The organism is Pseudomonas sp. 58 R 12 (assembly GCF_900005865.1).
In the GTDB taxonomy this organism is placed as follows: domain Bacteria; phylum Pseudomonadota; class Gammaproteobacteria; order Pseudomonadales; family Pseudomonadaceae; genus Aquipseudomonas; species Aquipseudomonas tritici.
Genome location: NZ_CVTP01000016.1, coordinates 542,381 through 560,057 on the forward strand (window position 1 = coordinate 542,381; position 17,677 = coordinate 560,057).

13 protein-coding genes are annotated in these 17,677 nt (G+C 61.5%); 10 read left to right on the forward strand and 3 right to left on the reverse strand.

Annotation, left to right across the window (positions count from 1 at the left end; genetic code table 11):
* Positions 1-29: 29 nt before the first annotated feature.
* The 4 genes from BFP95_RS11865 (at position 30) to BFP95_RS11880 (ending at position 7,972) form a co-directional block, all read left to right on the forward strand.
* A complete protein-coding gene (locus tag BFP95_RS11865; protein ID WP_065910122.1) occupies positions 30-4,634 on the forward strand; it encodes a hypothetical protein in 4,605 nt (1,534 codons plus the stop codon).
* Between the two features lie 72 nt (positions 4,635-4,706).
* A complete protein-coding gene (locus BFP95_RS11870) occupies positions 4,707-5,699 on the forward strand; it encodes an AraC family transcriptional regulator (RefSeq protein WP_065875523.1) in 993 nt (330 codons plus the stop codon).
* 147 nt (positions 5,700-5,846) lie between these two features.
* Entirely contained in the window at positions 5,847-6,884 is a 1,038-nt protein-coding gene (locus BFP95_RS11875; protein ID WP_065880308.1) for a histone deacetylase family protein, read from the forward strand.
* Positions 6,881-7,972: a polyamine ABC transporter substrate-binding protein gene (locus BFP95_RS11880; protein ID WP_065910124.1), complete on the forward strand. Its 1,092-nt coding sequence runs from the start codon at positions 6,881-6,883 to the stop codon at positions 7,970-7,972. The genes BFP95_RS11875 and BFP95_RS11880 overlap by 4 nt, the downstream gene beginning before the upstream one ends.
* Here BFP95_RS11880 and BFP95_RS11885 read toward each other — a convergent pair whose 3' ends face one another.
* Positions 7,973-9,511, reverse strand: a complete 1,539-nt coding sequence (locus tag BFP95_RS11885) for a MocR-like pyridoxine biosynthesis transcription factor PdxR (protein WP_065880310.1) — start codon at positions 9,509-9,511, stop codon at positions 7,973-7,975. It lies immediately after the preceding gene.
* Between the two features lie 87 nt (positions 9,512-9,598).
* On the opposite strand from BFP95_RS11885, the gene BFP95_RS11890 reads away from it, so the two are divergent.
* From BFP95_RS11890 to BFP95_RS11900, 3 genes are read left to right on the forward strand one after another with little or no spacing between them, the layout of a single operon-like run.
* Positions 9,599-10,237, forward strand: coding sequence for an FMN-binding negative transcriptional regulator (locus BFP95_RS11890; protein WP_065910127.1), 639 nt, complete (start codon positions 9,599-9,601; stop codon positions 10,235-10,237).
* Entirely contained in the window at positions 10,234-10,680 is a 447-nt protein-coding gene (locus BFP95_RS11895; protein ID WP_065910129.1) for a GNAT family N-acetyltransferase, read from the forward strand. Before BFP95_RS11890 ends, BFP95_RS11895 begins: the two co-directional genes overlap by 4 nt.
* Positions 10,681-10,690: 10 nt before the next feature.
* A complete protein-coding gene (locus BFP95_RS11900; protein WP_065880311.1) occupies positions 10,691-11,362 on the forward strand; it encodes a GNAT family N-acetyltransferase in 672 nt (223 codons plus the stop codon).
* A gap of 303 nt (positions 11,363-11,665) precedes the next feature.
* Here the strand turns inward: BFP95_RS11900 and BFP95_RS11905 are convergent, their stop codons facing one another.
* The gene (locus tag BFP95_RS11905) at positions 11,666-12,562 is read right to left on the reverse strand and encodes a homocysteine S-methyltransferase family protein (protein ID WP_065880312.1); all 897 of its coding nucleotides are present in this window, start codon (positions 12,560-12,562) and stop codon (positions 11,666-11,668) included.
* A gap of 114 nt (positions 12,563-12,676) precedes the next feature.
* Here BFP95_RS11905 and BFP95_RS11910 point away from each other — a divergent pair, with 114 nt between their 5' ends.
* The 3 genes from BFP95_RS11910 (at position 12,677) to BFP95_RS11920 (ending at position 15,791) form a co-directional block, all read left to right on the forward strand.
* Positions 12,677-13,498: an ABC transporter substrate-binding protein gene (locus tag BFP95_RS11910; RefSeq protein ID WP_065880313.1), complete on the forward strand. Its 822-nt coding sequence runs from the start codon at positions 12,677-12,679 to the stop codon at positions 13,496-13,498.
* The gene (locus BFP95_RS11915) at positions 13,495-14,319 is read left to right on the forward strand and encodes an amino acid ABC transporter permease (RefSeq protein WP_065875532.1); all 825 of its coding nucleotides are present in this window, start codon (positions 13,495-13,497) and stop codon (positions 14,317-14,319) included. The genes BFP95_RS11910 and BFP95_RS11915 overlap by 4 nt, the downstream gene beginning before the upstream one ends.
* A 188-nt stretch (positions 14,320-14,507) precedes the next feature.
* Positions 14,508-15,791: an autotransporter outer membrane beta-barrel domain-containing protein gene (locus BFP95_RS11920; protein ID WP_065910131.1), complete on the forward strand. Its 1,284-nt coding sequence runs from the start codon at positions 14,508-14,510 to the stop codon at positions 15,789-15,791.
* Between the two features lie 72 nt (positions 15,792-15,863).
* Here BFP95_RS11920 and oadA read toward each other — a convergent pair whose 3' ends face one another.
* Positions 15,864-17,672 (reverse strand): sodium-extruding oxaloacetate decarboxylase subunit alpha, encoded by a 1,809-nt coding sequence (gene oadA / locus BFP95_RS11925; RefSeq protein ID WP_065875534.1) that lies wholly within the window; start codon positions 17,670-17,672, stop codon positions 15,864-15,866.
* Positions 17,673-17,677: the final 5 nt, after the last annotated feature.

Here is a 17,677-nt window from a genome sequence, read left to right on the forward strand (position 1 = left end):
TTGCCATCACTCGCTCACCAGGACTTGCCATGCCCGCCGCCAGCTCCACCGCCCCTCAACGGCACAACGCCGCCGCCCTGCTCACCCAACTGTCCATCGGCCCCGCCTTTCGCGAAGTCGCCGCCCTGCTGCTGCGCGAACAATTGCAGGAACGCTACCCGCACCTGGACATCAACCCCGACATTGCCATGGTCGGCACGGCCACCTGGAAAATCGTCGAAGACCAGGTGCTCACCGGCCCCACCCACTACCATGCACTGACCGATATCCTCGAACGCCAAGCGGTGTCGGGGGTGCCTGCCCTGTACATCGAAGGCGAACATTTCCTCACGCAACAACCCATCGTCGAGCCGGCGTTGCACCTGCCGGTGCGCATCCAGGACATCGCAAGGATCCTCAACCTGCTGGCACCAGTGATGCTGCGGGCCTATCAGCAGCGGCAACTGGATTTCTGGAACCAGCCCACCGGCAGCAGCGCCGCTCACTGGTATGAGCTGGCCGACACGCTGCGCAGCGTGTGGAACGTGGAGCAGGCACCGGGCTGGAGCAAGGACGATTGCCTGATCGCGCGCCAGGTGTCCCTCGCGCCAGACCTGGCCTATCGAAAAAGCCAAAACTCCTACGCCACCCGCGCCTATGTGCTGGACATCGATGGCGTGGACCCCGACGGCACCGCGCACCACCTGGACGATCACTTGATCACGGTGCTGATCGGCAAACAGCAGGAACAGGAAATCATCCTCTCCTATTCGCCGTTGCTCGGCTATCACCGCTACACCTCGCTGGCCAAGTTGGGCGGGCAAGTCCTCGACTGGGTGGATCCGTCCAAGAACCACACGAAAATCCAGTGGCGCCTGGTCGAACCCGATGGGGACTTTTTCGACTACCTGGCCTGCGAACTGGTGACGCTCCAGATCAAGGCCATCGGCGCCATCGACTTTGCCACCCTGCTGGACGATGCCAGCGATGCGCCGCTTGCCGCGCCGCCCAGCACCGAGCTTGCGGGCAAGGGCCCAGGTCCGCAGTGGTTCCAGCAGGCCTTGCCGGCGTGGCTCAGCGTGGCGCCCACCTCGGACCTGATCGCTTATTCGCGGCATATGAAGGACCTCGCGGCCCTCAATAACCGCAATGCAGGGGCGTCTTATCAGGATGGCATCGTGCCGATCCGCCAATACGCTCAGGAGCAGCTTCAGGCACAGATGCTCAAGGAGCATCCCGACGCCACCCACCTGATGCTCGACCGCTTTGACATCGTGGTGCAACGCCCGGTGATGTGGGGCACATTCGTGGTGCCTGGACAGATTGAAACTTCAGTGTTCAGCCTTGTGGACCTGGCCCTGCAAAACCTTATCGCCCTGCCCTGGGGCTCCCGCGCACTGCGCCCGAAAGGCGGCCAGGACCTGCCCGACTGGCTGACCATTGAGTATGTGAAAAACCTGATCACCCAAGTCGATATCGGTCGCACTTACCCGGCCCTGATCAAAACCACACTGCTCGACGACCCGCAGGTCAGCGCCCAGCGCCAGCAGCTCTACAGCCAGCACTTGCGCGTGCAACTGCCGTTGCTGGCACTGCAATGCAAGATCCGCGGGGAAGCCGGGATCGACGAGCGTGGCTACCGCTACGTGGTCGCGGTGATGGCAGACGAGGTGGCCGACCGCCAGGTGGATGGCTATCCGATCGTCATACGGCCACTGGCTTTTTCCCCCACGCGGCGGCTGGATAACTCGCAGGATGTGGTGGCGGATATGTTCGTGATCGCCCCGCAGGACCCTTCAGCCGGGCCCTGCCTGTTGTACCGGCCGCTGCTGGACCAACCCCTGAGCCAATACCCTTCACCCAGCAACTTGCTGTATGCCATCCAGCAATCCACCAGCCTGCGCGAATCGGTGCTGGCGTGGTTGCCTGACGACGTGCGCAGTGACTACGCCCGCTATGTGTTTCCCGGCGCATTGCCGTCGCCTTGGGCGGTGGTGGACTTCCTGGTAGACCCACTCAAGGCCTGGACCATGGGCGGGCCGATCGTTTTAGGCGAGCCGCCGCTCAATGGCGAGCCGTTCGCCGCCTTGTTCAAGGCCAACGCCAATGCCTTGGTAGAGCTGGCAGACCGGCAGTCGGTGTCCAATGTCGAGGCGCGCTGGGCCAGCTTCAAACACGCTGGCTGGTTGATCTTCAATAGCACCTTGCCGTTTCTCGGCGGTGCGGTGGGCGCCGCCGCGTGGATCTGGCAGATCATGGAGCAGTTGCAGGCGGTTGCCGATGCGCAGCAGCAACCGGATGAACAAGCCGCCTGGGCCGCCTTCACCGATCTGCTGCTGAACCTCGGCGTGGCGATCGCGTTGCACTGTGTGAGCCGTAACGCGCCACGCCGCACTGGTAAGGCGAGCACGCCCCATGCGCCACCCCGCTCGTTGCTCAAACCCGTACCGGCGGTGGTCAAGCTGGCGACTGTCGCCCCCGAGCAACTGGCCGAAAACCATACGCGCCCGGTGCACACCAGCGGCGCGGTGAACCGCTCGCCTGCGCGCCTGGGCATCGTACTCGACAGCTTCAAGGTGGAAAAACCCGCCGCCCTGGGCGACCCCATCAGCACCACCGGTCCCCTCCAGCATCTGTGCCAGATCGGTCACGACTACTATGCCCTGGTGGGTGCGCGCTGGTTCCAGGTGCGCGTCGATGAAAACGACAGCGTGATTATCGTCGACCCCAAGCGCCCTGGTCGCACCGGACCGCCGCTGATCAGCAACCGCCTGGGTGCCTGGTTTGTCGATACGCGCCTGCGCCTGCGCGGTGGCGGCCCCAAGCGCTTGATCAGCAAAGCCCAGACCCTCGCGCAAAAGCGCGCCGAGGTGTTGCGCAAACAGTTGAGCGATTTCGAGGCCGAGAAGAAAAAGGCCCAGGATGAATTGCAGCAGGCACACAGGGCCATGTCAGAGCCCGGCCCTTCCACATCGACCGCCGCCAAGCGGCGCCAATACCTGCAAAAACTGCACACCCAGAGCGAAGACTACGAAAGTGCCTTGCAGAACCTCAAAGAGCTGAACCTGCATGCGCCATTACCGGACTACCCGCAAAAAGCCCTCAACTACGTCAAGGCCCAGACCGAACTGACCAGCGCCGGCATCCGCGAAACCATGACCGAGTTCACCCCCGCGCTGCGGTCGGTGCTGGACCTGATTGAACGCCAGGCCGACGAGCCTCAGGATCGCTACATTGAAGAAGCCCAGCGCATGAATACCCTGAGCCAGGAAATGCTCACGCACTTGGAATACATGCAGACCCGCTTCACTGAACTGCAGAAACTGGCCAAGGACGGCACCCGGCTGATCAGTACGACCCAGGGCACTTTGCCGGCCTACAGTGTCGATGATCTAAAAGCCCTGCAAGTGACCATGGCGCGCAACCTGTGCCTGCCCAAAGATACCCTTGCCAGCCTGCCGGAAGCCTGGCAGACCATCGACCAGATTGTCGACAGCGCCGATGTGGCCCTGCAATGCCTGCGCGACACCTTGCGCGAACACAGCGACAGCCGCCTCGATGAACGCATCGACACCTTGAGCAGCCTGGTGGAACAGTTCCAGTTGCTTGATGAGCGCCTGACGGACTTCACCGAGCAATACGCCGATCACGCCATCCAGGCCCCCGTCCAAGGCCTGCGCGAGCAATTTGCCGCGTTCAACCGGCGTGCGATCAGCAACCTGGCCTTGCTCAGTGCCGAACGCACTATCCTGAAAAACCGCCCCACGCCGCTCCCGACCCCGCCCCGGCCGCAGAAAAAGTTCATCCGCACCCGCTACAGTGGCTTGCTGATCGGTGAACCGCGCCTATCGGATGTCGGGCAGGAAACCGGCCTGGTGGATATTCGCTCGCCGCTGACGCATAAAGTGGTCGCGACCTACCATGAAAAAAACCAGGGCATATGGGTCGAGCGCCTGAAAACACCCCACCACAGTCCACCGGTGGTGGATTTGCTACAGAGCATCGTCAACGGCCAGGACCTGCTCGACACGCTGCCCGCTTTCCTGCAACGCGCCGAAACCCATGCCGCCCAGGCAGACCGCACACCCATCGGCATCGAACACCTGTATCACCACCGCGCCCTGCAACTGGAAAAGGCCATGGCCGCCATCGACACGGCGTTGACCCGCAGCAATGCGACAGGCAGCTCGAACCTGTCGGCCAGCACGGTTAACAAAGCGCTGAACGCGGCGGCTGAAAATCTCTACCGGCAAAGCAACGTGCACGTGGAAAAACTGCTCAAGCAGCGCCCGCCGACGGTGGCGGCGGTGCAATGGCTCAAAAGCCATAACGCGATCAGCATCAAGAAAACCCAGACTCGTCGCCGCGTGAAAAGCCTGCGTCCGGACTACCTGGACGAGTACACCATCAGCGAACGCGGCACCCAGCAAGTGCTTTGGTATGCACACTTTCACTACAGCACCAGCTGGATTCCGGCCAAGGCATACCTCAGTGCGCGCCTCAAAACCGTGGAGGAACACCGCGTGGGCCTCGCTGCCGACAGTCCAACGCGCCTGAACAATGCACAGAAAACCGCGTTCTACCGCAGCGAGATCAGCCTGGAACAGGCACGCCAGCTGTTTTTCGAGAACACCGAGCTGGCGACTCAACCCTGACCGGCAACCCGCGTCAGGGCACGCGGCACACAACTTGCTCCATTGCCCCCTATACCCCGGCGCCGAGTTCCTATGCTGCATTCACACCTGACCACCCTCAATGCCGTCTCGCTGGTGCTGGCGACCTTCAAGGACCTGGGCTTGCCCAGCGAGGCTCTGCTCGCCGGCAGCGGCATAGGCACCGCAGACTTGAGCCACGCCGACACGCGCATCACCACCTTCCAGGAGATGCAGGTGTGCGCCAACGCCGTGGCGCGCAAACGTGACATTGGCCTGGATCTGGGCCGGCGCATGCATGTGTCAGCCTACGGCATGCTCGGTTACGCCCTGCTCACCTGTGCCACCTTCGGTGACGCTTTGAGGTTGGCGCTACGCTACCCGGCGCTGTTGGGAACACTTTTCGAACTGAGCCTGGAGGCGGATGGGGAATGTATCTGGCTGACCGCCAGCGACTACCGGGAAAACCCGGCCCTGACCGCGTTCAACGTGGAACTGTGCCTGGTGTCGCTCAAGGTGATCTGCGATGACCTGCTAGGAAGGCCCCTGCCGTTGCTGGGCGCACGTTTTGAGTATGCGGCGCCGAACTACCAGGCCCGTTACGCCGAATCATTCGATTGCCGGCTGCAGTTCAATGGGCCGTCCAATGCCTTTGCCTTCAACCGAAGCTGGCTCAATCAACCGCTGCCCCTGGCCGACACCGTCACCCATCGCGCCATGGCTGAGCGTTGCCGTAAACAGAACACCGAATTCACCGGGCGCCAAGCCTGGCTCGGGCGCGTGCGCCACCTACTCGGCGCGCAACTGCATGCGGCGCCGGGCCTGGAAGGGCTGGCCGGGCAGATGAACTGCTCACCACGCACCCTGCGCCGACACTTGCGCGCCCTCGGGTGCAGCTACCAGGAACTGCTCGACGAACTGCGCTTCGAGCGCGCCAAGCAATGGCTGGGGGAGGATCAACTGCCGATCTGGCGCATCGCCGAGCAACTGGGTTTCAGTGAGACCGCAAGCTTTCGCCACGCCTTCGTGCGCTGGAGCGGCGTGGCCCCGAGTCACTTCCGCCCTTGATCAGCGCACGGGCGCACAAGCAAGGGGCGAATAACGGACACACCCGTTGGCCACTTCGATCCCCTTTTGGCCGCTCCTGCCGTTCTCTGGAAGCCCGCGCCCCGCAACACTGCCAGCATCCCACTGAGCCTGCGGAGAACAACAACAATGCTGACGATCTATTCCGACGATCACCATTTGCACCACGGCCGCTGTGAACTGATGGATGGACAACTGATGCCCTGTTTCGAGATGCCGTCGCGTGCCGACCACGTGTTACAACGGGTCAAGGACCGCGAACTCGGCCCGGTGCAGGCGCCGCAGGATTTCGGCCTGGCGCCGCTGCAACGTATCCACAGCCGCGACTACCTGGAATTTTTCAAAGGTGCCTGGGCGCGCTGGACTGAATTCGCCACCGACGGCGATCTGCTGCCGTATACCTGGCCAGCCCGTACGTTGCGCCGGGTATTGCCGACCAGCCTGCACGGCCAACTGGGTTACTACAGCTTCGACGGCGGCGCACCGATCACCGCCGGCACCTGGCAAGCGGCGTACAGCGCGGCGCAGGTGGCGCTGACCGCGCAACAGGCAATCCAGCAAGGCGCACACAGTGCCTTTGCGCTGTGCCGCCCGCCGGGGCATCACGCCGCCAGCGATTTGATGGGCGGTTATTGCTACCTCAACAACGCCGCCATCGCGGCCCAGGCATTTCTCGACCAGGGCCACAAGAAGGTCGCAATCATTGACGTGGACTACCATCACGGCAACGGCACCCAATCGATTTTCTATGAGCGCAGCGACGTGCTGTTCACCTCGATCCACGGCCACCCGGAAGCGGAATTTCCGTTCTTCCTCGGCTATGCCGACGAGCTGGGCGAAGGCGCGGGAGAAGGCTTCAACTTCAACTATCCGCTGCCTGCCGGTTCGGGTTGGGATCAATGGAGCGCGGCGCTGGACGAGGCCTGTAAGGAAACCGAACGCTATGACGCCGACGTCATCGTGGTGTCTCTGGGCGTAGACACGTTCAAGGACGATCCGATCTCCCAGTTCAAACTCGACAGCCCAGACTATTTGGCCATGGGCCGGCGCCTGGCTCGCCTTGGCAAACCCACGCTGTTCGTGATGGAAGGCGGCTACGCGGTGGAAGAAATCGGCATCAACGCCGTCAACGTGCTCGAAGGTTTCGAACAAGGAGCTACCCGATGAAGCTGCTCACTACCCTCGCCTTATGCGCCACGCTCTTGAGCGGCGCGGCCCTGGCCGAAGAAAAAACCCTCAAGGTCTACAACTGGTTCGACTACATCACCCCCAAGGCGCTTGAGGATTTCAAGGCGCAGAACCCGACCATCAAACTGGTCTACGACATCTTCGACACCAACGAAGCCCTGGAAGCCAAGCTGCTCACCGGCAACTCCGGCTATGACGTGGTAGTGCCGTCCAACGTGTTCCTGGCCAAGCAGATCGAAGCCGGTGTGTTCCAGCCCCTCGACCGCAGCCAGTTACCCAACTGGAACCACCTCGACCCCAAGCTGATGAAGCTGATCGAAGCCAACGACCCCGGCAACAAATTCGCCGTGCCCTACATGTACGGCACCATCCTGATCGGCTTCAACCCCGACAAGGTCAAGGCCGCATTGGGGCCGAACGCACCGGTAGACAGTTGGGACCTGATCTTCAAGGAAGAAAACATCAGCAAGCTCAAGCAATGCGGCGTAGCCTTTCTCGATTCGCCCTCGGAGATCCTGCCACTGGCCTTGCAGCACCTGGGCCTGGACCCCAACAGCAGCAACCCCAAGGACTACGTCAAGGCTGAAGCGCTGCTGATGAAGATCCGCCCCTACATCACCTACTTCCACTCCTCCAAGTACATGGCCGATATCGCCAACGGCGACATCTGCGTGGCCGTGGGTTACTCGGGCAGCTTCTCCCAGGCCGCCAACCGCGCCAAGGAAGCCAAGAATGGTGTGACGGTGGACATGCGCCTGCCTAAAGAAGGCGCGCCGATCTGGTTCGACATGCTCGCTATCCCCAAGGGCGCGCAAAACCCGCAGGACGCCTACACCTTTATCAACTACCTGCTGCAACCCCAGGTGATCGCGCCGGTGAGCGATTTCGTGGGCTACCCCAACCCGAACAAGGATGCGACCGAGTTGGTCGACCCGGCGATTCGCAACAACGCAAACCTGTACCCCACCGAGGCGGCGATGGCCACGCTGTACACCCTCAAACCGCTGGGGCGTGATGCCGAACGCGCGCGGACGCGGGCCTGGACCAAGATCAAATCGGGCACCTGATCAGCATCGCCAGGCCTGGCGCAACCGCGCCAGTGCCGCGGCGATATCGGCTTCGGACACCGCGGCAAACCCCAACACCAGACCAGCGCGTTGGTCCGCAGGCGTGGTCGACTGCGCCAGCCAGTAGCTGCTCAAGCCGTTGACCTCGACATCCACCGCGTGTGCCTGCGCCAGCAATTGCTGCTCGCGGGCCAAGCTGTCGACACGCACCGTCATATGCAGCCCCGCCGCAACGCTGGGCAGTTCTCCCACACCGGGCAGGCCGCTGGGCCAACCCGCCAACAACACATTGCGCCGGCTCAACGCGGCCCGGCGCATGCGGCGAATGTGCCGCTGGAAATGCCCGGCCGCCATGAATTCAGCCATCACCGCCTGGGTGCTGACCTCGGAGTGGCGCATGTCGACGGCGCGGCGCCGGGCGAAGGCGTCTACCAACGCCGGTGGCAATACGAGGTAACCGAGGCGCAACGCCGGAAAGGCCACTTTGCCAAAGGTGCCGACGTAGAGCACCCGCCCGTTGCGGTCCAAGGCGGCCAACGGCGAGAGCGGCGCGCCACTGTAGCGATACTCTCCGTCGTAATCGTCTTCGATGATCCAGCCATCCGTGCGTTCGGCCCAGGCCAGCAATTCCAGGCGCCGCGCCAGGCTCATTACCACGCCCAACGGATACTGATGTGAAGGCGTGACATAGGCCACACGGCAATCCTGCAAGCGGTTGAGCACCTGGCAATCGATGCCCTCGCCGTCCACGGGCACACCGTGCAGCTTCCCGCCGGCCAGGGCGAACGCATGCCCTGCGGCGCGGTAGCCGGGGTTTTCCACCGCCACGCCATCGCCGGGCTCCACCAGCAGCTGTGCACAAAGGCTGATTGCCTGCTGCGCGCCACTGGTGATCACAATTTGTTCAGCTGAACACTGCATGCCCCGTGAACTGCGCAGGTACGCGGCGATCAGGCCACGCAAGCGGTCGTCTCCCGCCGGATCGCCATAACAGAGTTTTGCCAAGTCGGGCTTGCGCCAGAAAGCCCCATTCAGCTTGGCCCATACCTCAAATGGAAACAGATCGAATGCTGGAACACCGACCCGAAACGCCCGTGGCGGCCCGGGAGGCGGCGCCGGTAAATGGTGAGTTTGCACACGCCCCAAAGCGGGCCTGTGGATAACTTCACTGGCGGAATTAACCGGCAAATCCAACCAATTTGTGGATAAGGCTGGGGATAAGCCTGTTGAAAACCCTGTGGATACTTTTGTGGATAGTTTTTTTGCCGTAGGCAATTGAGCGACGTAAGTGCCATCGCCTACTCGGCTTTCAATAAACCCTTCTGCGTACAGCTGATCGTAGGCGCGCACCACGCTATTGCGCGAGATCGACAGTGCAGCCGCCAAGTCACGACTGGCGGGAAGGCGCGTGCCGCTGACCAATCGCCCGTCCAGCACGCGTTGACGCAGCGCTTCATACAGCTGGCGCGTCAGCCCTTGACGGCGATCCAGCTCGATACCGGCAGGGTTGAACGACAACGGCGGCGTAATGGGCGGCATATTGGACCTATGAAATTAGCGCTAGATGGCTCTTACAACGAACCATTAGCCTGCCTAGGATGCAGGCATTCGCCAAGGAAAATTTCTATGTATACGCCCCGTGCCTTTGCCCTCGAAGACTTGTCCGAATTGCAGCAATTGATCCAGCACACCCGCTTGGCGCAGTTGGTGACCGTAGGCGAGCAAGGCCTGCAAGCCAGCCATTTGCCGCTGCTGCTCAACCCCGATGAAGGCCCTGATGGCACACTCTACGGGCACCTGGCTAAGGCCAACCCGCAATGGAAGGACCTGCAAAACGGCAGCGAAGCCCTGGTGATCTTCGCCGGCGCCGAGGCGTATATCAGCCCGTCGTTTTACCCGGCCAAGGCCGAGCACGGCAAAGTCGTGCCCACCTGGAATTACATCGCCGTGCATGCCTACGGCAGGGCCGAGGTGTTTACCGATGCCGAGCGTTTGCTTGGGGTGGTCAGTGCATTGACCGATCGCCATGAAGGCAGCCGCGCTCAGCCGTGGAAAGTCAGCGACGCCCCGGCCGACTACATTGAAGGCATGCTCAAGGCCATTGTCGGCTTTGCGTTGCCGATCGAGCGCCTGATCGGTAAACGCAAACTCAGCCAGAACCGCAGCGCCGCCGACATCGCCGACGTGCGCGAGGGTCTGGCCGCCAGCGTCGACGTACGCGACCAGACCCTCGCCCGCTTTATCCCCCAAGGAGTCCCAGAATGAGTCAGATCGACATCCGCCAGGTCACCGCCGCTGACCATGGCGCCTGGCTGCCACTGTGGCAGGCGTACCTGAAGTTCTACAACACCGAACTGCCGGACGCCGTCAGCCAAAGCACCTGGCAGCGCCTGATCGACGCCAACGAGCCGACCTATTCCGCACTGGCCTGGCAGGACGGCAAGGCGGTGGGCATGGTCAACTTCATCTACCACCGCTCCAATTGGAGCATCGAAAACGCCTGCTACCTGCAAGACCTGCTCGTAGACCCCGCTCAACGGGGCACCGGCGTGGGCCGCAAGCTGATCGAGTTTGTCTACGCCACCGCCAAGGCTGACGGCTGCTGTAAGGTTCACTGGCTCACCCACGAGACCAACGCCACCGCGATCCAGCTGTACGAACGCATCGCCGAACGCCCTGGTTTCATCCAATTTCGCAAATGTCTTTAAGGAGCGCAGCATGTCCACTTCCCTCGCCGACTGGAAAGGCGTCCCGGCGCCTACCGTGCAACTGCTTGAAGGGCGTTTTATCCGCCTGGAAAAACTCGACCCGGCGCGCCATGGCGATGACGTGTGGCAAGCCCTTGAAGGCCCCGGTGCCGATCCCAAGCTGTGGGACTATTTACCCTACGGGCCTTTTCCTGAGCGCAGTGCGTTCAATGACTGGTTGAACAACCACGCTCAACACAACGAGCCGTACTTCTTCAGCGTGGTCGACCTCAAGACGGGTCAGGTGCAAGGCATCCTCAGCCTGATGTCCATCGTCCCGGCCCAGGGCCGTATCGAAATCGGCCACGTCACCTTTGGCGCGCCGATGCAGCGCTCACCGAGAAGCACCGAAGCGGTATACCTGCTGGCCAAGTATGCGTTCGAGCAGGGCTATCGTCGGCTGGAATGGAAGTGCAATAACGGCAACGCCCGCTCCAAGTACGCCGCAGAGCGCTTGGGGTTCAGTTTTGAAGGGGTGTTCCGCCAGCACATGGTGGTCAAGGGGCAGAACCGGGATACCGCATGGTATTCGATCATCGATACCGAATGGCCGGCGATTGGGGCGGGGTTTGAGGCCTGGTTGTCCGAGACTAACCAGACAGATTCAGGCCAGGTGAAAAGCCTGGCGCAGTGCCGGGCTTAATACCTACAGGCACTACAAGATAAAGGTGGGAGCTGGCTTGCCTGCGATGGCGGTGGATCAATGGACACATCCATTGCTGAAACACCGCTATCGCAGCATAAGTGTCTACACATTTTCACTGTGATAGTGCGTAGCAGCTGTCGAGCCCCAGCGAGGCTGCGTTTGCGGCCTGTCTGACACACCGCGGACGCAGCCTCGCCGGGGCTCGACAGCTGCTACGCCAGGGTATGACTAAAGATATGTAGATACCTATGGCTATCGCAGGCAAGCCAGCTCCCACACTTTTGATCTGTGTTGTCTTAACTACCCCAGCTTCTGGGCCAACACCGCAATGTGCTCAGGCCCGATCCCGCAGCATCCGCCCAAATGGCTGGCACCGCGAGCCTGCCAGTCCGCTGCCCAATGCAGGTAACCCGGCGGGTCCAGGTCCTCACGCAATGGGTCAAGACCATCGTTGGCCGTAGCTTCCTTGGGCTGCGGCGGGAAGGCATTGGCGTAGGCGCCCACCTCAATCTGCACGCCCAGGCGCTCGAACGTCTGGCGCGCTGCGTCAATGGCATCACCGATCACTTCCGGCTGGCTGCAGTTGAACAACAGCACTTGCACACCCAACTGCGCCGCGGCTTCGGCCGCATCCGCCACCGGTTCGCCGGAGCGCAGGCGCGGTACGTCGTCGGTGTCTTCGTCCTTGAGGGTAAACGACAGCCAGAACGGTTTGCCGTCCTCGGGTAAACCGGCGTGGATCGCACGGGCTTCAACGATCGAGCTCTGGGTTTCCGCCAGCCACACGTCAACAAAAGGCGCGAGACCTCGCACCAACGGTGTCAGCAATTCGGATACGCGCTGGGGCTCGAACAGGTCGGGGCGATACGAACCAAACAGCGGCGGCAGCGAACCTGCCACGCGCACGGCCTTGCCGGATGCGTCTACGGCTCGCCTTGCCAGCTCACCGGCAAGCGCCGCCAGGGCTTCGCCCTCCTCGGCAAACCGCGCCTCGCCGATATGGAACGGCACCACCGCGTAGCTGTTGCTGGTGATCACGTTGGCACCACTCTGAATGTACGCCGCATGCACCGCCTCCACCGCTTGGGGCGCTTCGCTCAAGGCCAACGCTGACCACTCCGGCTGCCGGAACGGCGCGCCACGGCGTTGCAGTTCACGGCCCATGCCGCCATCAAGAATTACTGTTGCTGTGGCCATATGCTTTTTACTCATAAGCTTATGAAAATAACTCACTATGAGAGTCGTTCTTATAACTATTTAATACGTCCAATCCGTTTCATAACAACTCTTTTTTCATTCAGGTACCGATCCATGAAATTGAAACCGCTGCTGGCCTTGGGCCTGACGATGCTGGCCGCTTCAACGCAAGCCTTTGGCGGTGCCACGCTGGACCGTATTGAGAAGAAAAAAGAACTGGTGGGCGTGCTGATGGAAAGCTACCCGCCGTTCTCGTTCCTGAATGAGCAAAACCAACTCGATGGCTTCGACGTCGACGTGGCCAAGGCCGTGGCGCAAAAACTCGGTGTGAAGCTGCGCCTGGAGACGCCCTCCTGGGACGTGATCGCGGCCGGCCGCTGGAGTGGCCGCTACGACATCTGCATCTGCTCCATGACCCCGAGCAAGGCCCGCGCCGAAGTGTTCGACTTCCCGGTGGAGTACTACGCCTCGCCGGCGGTGATCGTGGTCAACGCCAAGGATGATCGCATCCACAGCGCCAAGGACCTGAGCGGCAAGAAAGTCGGCCTGACCAGCGCCTCCAGCTATGAAAGCTACCTGAACAAAAACCTGGTGATTGAAGGCGCCGAAGACACACAGTTGCAGTATCCATTCGACAACGTACAGATCGCGCCCTACGACACCGACAACGTAGCCTTCCAAGACCTCGGCCTGGGCGCCGGCGTGCGCCTGGATGCAATCCTCACCAACCTGGTCACCGCTCAACCGCGCCTGACCGAGGACAAGCGCTTCAAGCTGGCCGGCGAGCCGCTGTACTCCGAGCCCAACTCGGTCGCCATCGAAAAAGGCGACGCTGAATGGGACGCCAAGGTGCGTGAAGTCTTTGCCCAGTTGAAACAGGACGGCACCCTGAGCAAGCTGTCGCAAAAATGGATCGGCGCCGACATCAGCCAATGACTGCGTTTCCCACACCTCCCAAGCTCAAGGAGTCGCGGCTGCAGCGGCTCTTCGGCTTTCGCACGCGGCTTTACCTGACCTGGGCCGCGCTGTTCTGCCTGTTCGCCAGTTTCTTCCTGAGCTTTGACCTGAAGTTCTCGATCATCCTCGACAAGCTGCCCAACCTGGTGGGCGTGCACCTGGCGCCCAACGGCTTCCTGCAAGGCGCGGCGCTGACGCTGTTCTTGTGCCTGTGCTCGATCGGGATATCGTCGGTGCTGGGGTTTGTCACCGCACTGGGACGCTTGTCGAAAAGCGCCGTGGCCTTTGGCATCGCCAGTTTTTATGCATCGTTCTTTCGCGGCACGCCGCTGCTGATCCAGATCCTGCTGATCTACCTCGGCCTGCCGCAACTGGGCCTGGTGCCGGGCGCCATCGTCGCCGGGATCATCGCGTTGTCGCTGAACTACGGCGCTTACTTGAGCGAAATCTTCCGCGCCGGCATCCTCGGTGTCGCCCACGGTCAGCGTGAAGCGGCACTCGCCCTGGGCATGCGTGACAGCGTGATCTTCTGGCACGTCACCCTGCCCCAGGCCATGCGCACCATCATTCCGCCGACCACCAACCAGTTCATCTCGATGCTCAAGGACTCGTCCCTGATCTCGGTGATGGGCGTGTGGGAGGTCATGTTCCTGGCGCAGTCCTATGGCCGCTCGAGCTATCGCTATATCGAGATGCTGACCACGGCGGCGATTATTTACTGGGTGCTGTCGCTGGGCCTGGAGCTGATCCAGGCGCGGATGGAACGGCATTATGGCAAGGGGTATGTGCGCCGTAGTTAAGCTCCAAAAGCTGCATTAACATGCATATTGGTGTGCTTTTAGGAGCGTGATTACGCAATAAAATGCAGACGTCTCTTATCGCCGACCGATAGCGACAACTCCCGCGCACCGCGACTCCGTGGCCTGACAGTTATCCCTCCTTCACGTCGCTAAATTCCCCGCCTCATTCACCAAGAGGTTGGGAATTCATGCCCACTACACTCCGCAGAATCGTACTTGCCTTCAGCCTTATCGCTACGGCCAACCTTCAGCATGCACAGGCGCGCGGCGATATCGAATACATGCCGTACTGGTATCAACCCTACGACGCACCGGCTTTTGAGTCGTTCGGCCTTCCCGAAGTTGAAGCGGCGCCCATCGACGGCTATCTAACTGGACAAGCGACCACCCACAATGGCCGGCAGGTGGCGAAGGTGCTCGAGCCTGCACTGACTCGCCTGCTGGAGTCCGGCGAGCTGAGCTCCGAGCAAATCAAGGCCCTGGAAAAACTCAACGCCGAACTCGCGCAGAAACCCGGTGCGTTCGGCGCGGCGCTTGAGCAACTGGCCGGCAGTCAAAACGCGAACCTGGCGGCAGCAACCCAGAACACCACCCAGCAACTCAGCAGCCGAGTGCTCTCGACCCTGCGCGAATTGCCCACCGACTCTGACGGCCACTTCTGGGTAAAAAACCTTGGCAGCGAAGGCAGTCTCGACAGCCAGCGCGGTACTGCCGGTCTGAATACGGCCAACCAAGGCGTTTTAATGGGCGCAGATTGGTCGGTCGACCCTGCGTGGCGCGTCGGTGTGCTAGGGGCAAAGTCCAGCAGCCATTTCGATACGCAGCGCTTTAACGCAGACCTGGACAGCTGGCATCTGGGCGGTTACGCCGTGCGCCAGGACGGCCCGTTGGCGTTACGCTTGGGGGCGATCTACAGCAGCCATGCGGGGCAGAACAAACGTGGCGTGGATATCCTGGGTTACAAGGACACGCTCAAGGGCAGCTACACCGCCAACAGCCAGAATGTCTTCGGCGAAATGGGCTACCAACTGGGCAGTGGCGACATCAGCATCGAGCCGTTTGCTGGCCTTGGCTACCAGCGCTACAGCCGTGACAGTTTCAAGGAACACGGCGGTCCGGCCGCGCTGAACGTCGATGCGCAAACCCAACAGAACCTGAGCAGCACCTTTGGTCTGCGCCTGGCCAAACTGTTCCGGTTCGACAACCAGATGACCCTCACACCCCATCTGAGTACGCACTGGAAACACCTCTATGGCGACGTCGACAGCCAGGTGCGCCAGTCCTTTCGCCACGACGGCATTGACGGTTTCACCCTTCAGGGCACGTCCCTCGACCGCAACAGCCTGAACCTGCAGGCTGGGCTCGATCTGGCACTCTCAGCCAACCACACCGTCGGCCTGGCCTACAGCGCGGAAAACGGCACTCAAAGCAGCAGCCAAGGCTTGATAGGCCAGTGGCGGATACGTTTCTAAGCAAACTACAGGCGAAAAAAAAGGGGAGCACCTGCCCCCCCCGAGGATTAAACGGTCGTGTCGAAGGCTGTGTCAGCCTTCGATTTCAATCAGGATTTCGCCAGGGTTGACCCGGTCGCCCTTGGCGACATGAACGGCGGTCACCTTGCCGGCAATCGCTGCCTGCACTTCGGTTTCCATCTTCATGGCTTCGGTAATCAGTACAGCCTGGCCGGCCTTGACCACGTCGCCTTCCTTGACCAGCACGTCGACGATATTGCCCGGCATCGCGGTGCTGACATGGCCTGGCTCGGTGGCCTGCTTGCGCTTGCTGCTGCCTCCGCTGACAAACTCGTTGAGCGGTTCGAACACCACTTCTTCGGGCATGCCGTCGATGGACAGGTAGAAGTGGCGCTTGCCTTCGGCCTTCACGCCGACACCGGTGATGTCGACGCGGTAGCTCTCGCCGTGCACGTCGATGACGAACTCGGTCGGTACGCCTTCGCCACCGGCACGGGCCACGCCGCCCGCTTCAGGAATCGGCAACAGTACTTCCGGCGCCAGGGTGCCGGCGTCGCGCTCTTCGAGGAACTTGCGGCCGATGTCCGGGAACATGGCGTAGGTCAGCACGTCTTCTTCGGACTTGGCCAGCGCGCCGATTTCGCCACGCAGCTTGGTCATTTCCGGCTTGAGCAAATCGGCCGGGCGTACGTCGATCACCTCTTCGCTGCCGATGGCCTGGCGGCGCAGTTTCTCATTCACGGTGCCCGGCGCCTTGCCGTAGCCGCCTTGCAGGTAGAGCTTCACTTCGTTGGTGATGGTCTTGTAGCGCTCGCCGGCCAACACGTTGAAGAACGCCTGGGTGCCGACGATCTGCGAAGTCGGGGTCACCAGCGGCGGGAAGCCAAGGTCTTCACGCACACGCGGGATTTCGGCCAGCACTTCGCTCATGCGGTTGAGGGCGCCCTGCTCTTTCAACTGGTTGGCCAGGTTGGAAATCATACCGCCTGGCACTTGGTTGACTTGCACACGGGTGTCGACGGCGGTGAATTCGCTTTCGAACTGGTGGTATTTCTTGCGCACGGCGTAGAAGTACAGGCCGATCTCTTGCAGCAGTTCCAGGCTCAAGCCGGTGTCGAACTCACTGCCTTTAAGGGCGGCGACCATCGACTCAGTGCCCGGATGGCTGGTGCCCCAGGCAAAGCTGGAAATGGCGGTGTCGATGTGGTCGGCACCGTTCTCGATGGCCTTGAGTTGGCACATCGCGGCCAAACCAGCCGTGTCGTGGGAGTGGATAAAGATCGGCAGGTTCTGTTCGGCTTTCAGCGCCTTGACCAGTTCGCCGGTGGCGTACGGGGTCAACAGGCCGGCCATGTCCTTGATCGCAATCGAGTCGCAGCCCATGGATTCGAGCTGTTTGGCCTGGGCCACAAACGCTTCGACAGTGTGCACCGGGCTGGTGGTGTAGGCGATAGTGCCCTGGGCATGTTTGCCGGCGGCCTTCACCGCTTCGATGGCCACGCGCAGGTTACGCACGTCGTTCATGGCGTCGAAAATACGGAACACGTCGATGCCATTTACGGCGGCCTTGGCCACGAACGCTCTTACAACGTCATCGCTGTAATGGCGATAGCCCAGTAGGTTCTGGCCACGCAGCAGCATTTGCAGGCGTGTGTTGGGCAACGCGGCACGCAGTTTGCGCAGGCGCTCCCACGGGTCTTCTTTGAGGAAACGTACGCAAGCGTCGAAGGTCGCGCCGCCCCAGACTTCCAGGGACCAGTAGCCGACTTTGTCGAGCTTGTCGCAGATCGGCAGCATGTCATCGGTGCGCATGCGGGTCGCCAGCAACGATTGGTGGGCGTCGCGCAGGATGGTGTCGGTGACAAAGATTTTCTTGCTCATTCTTA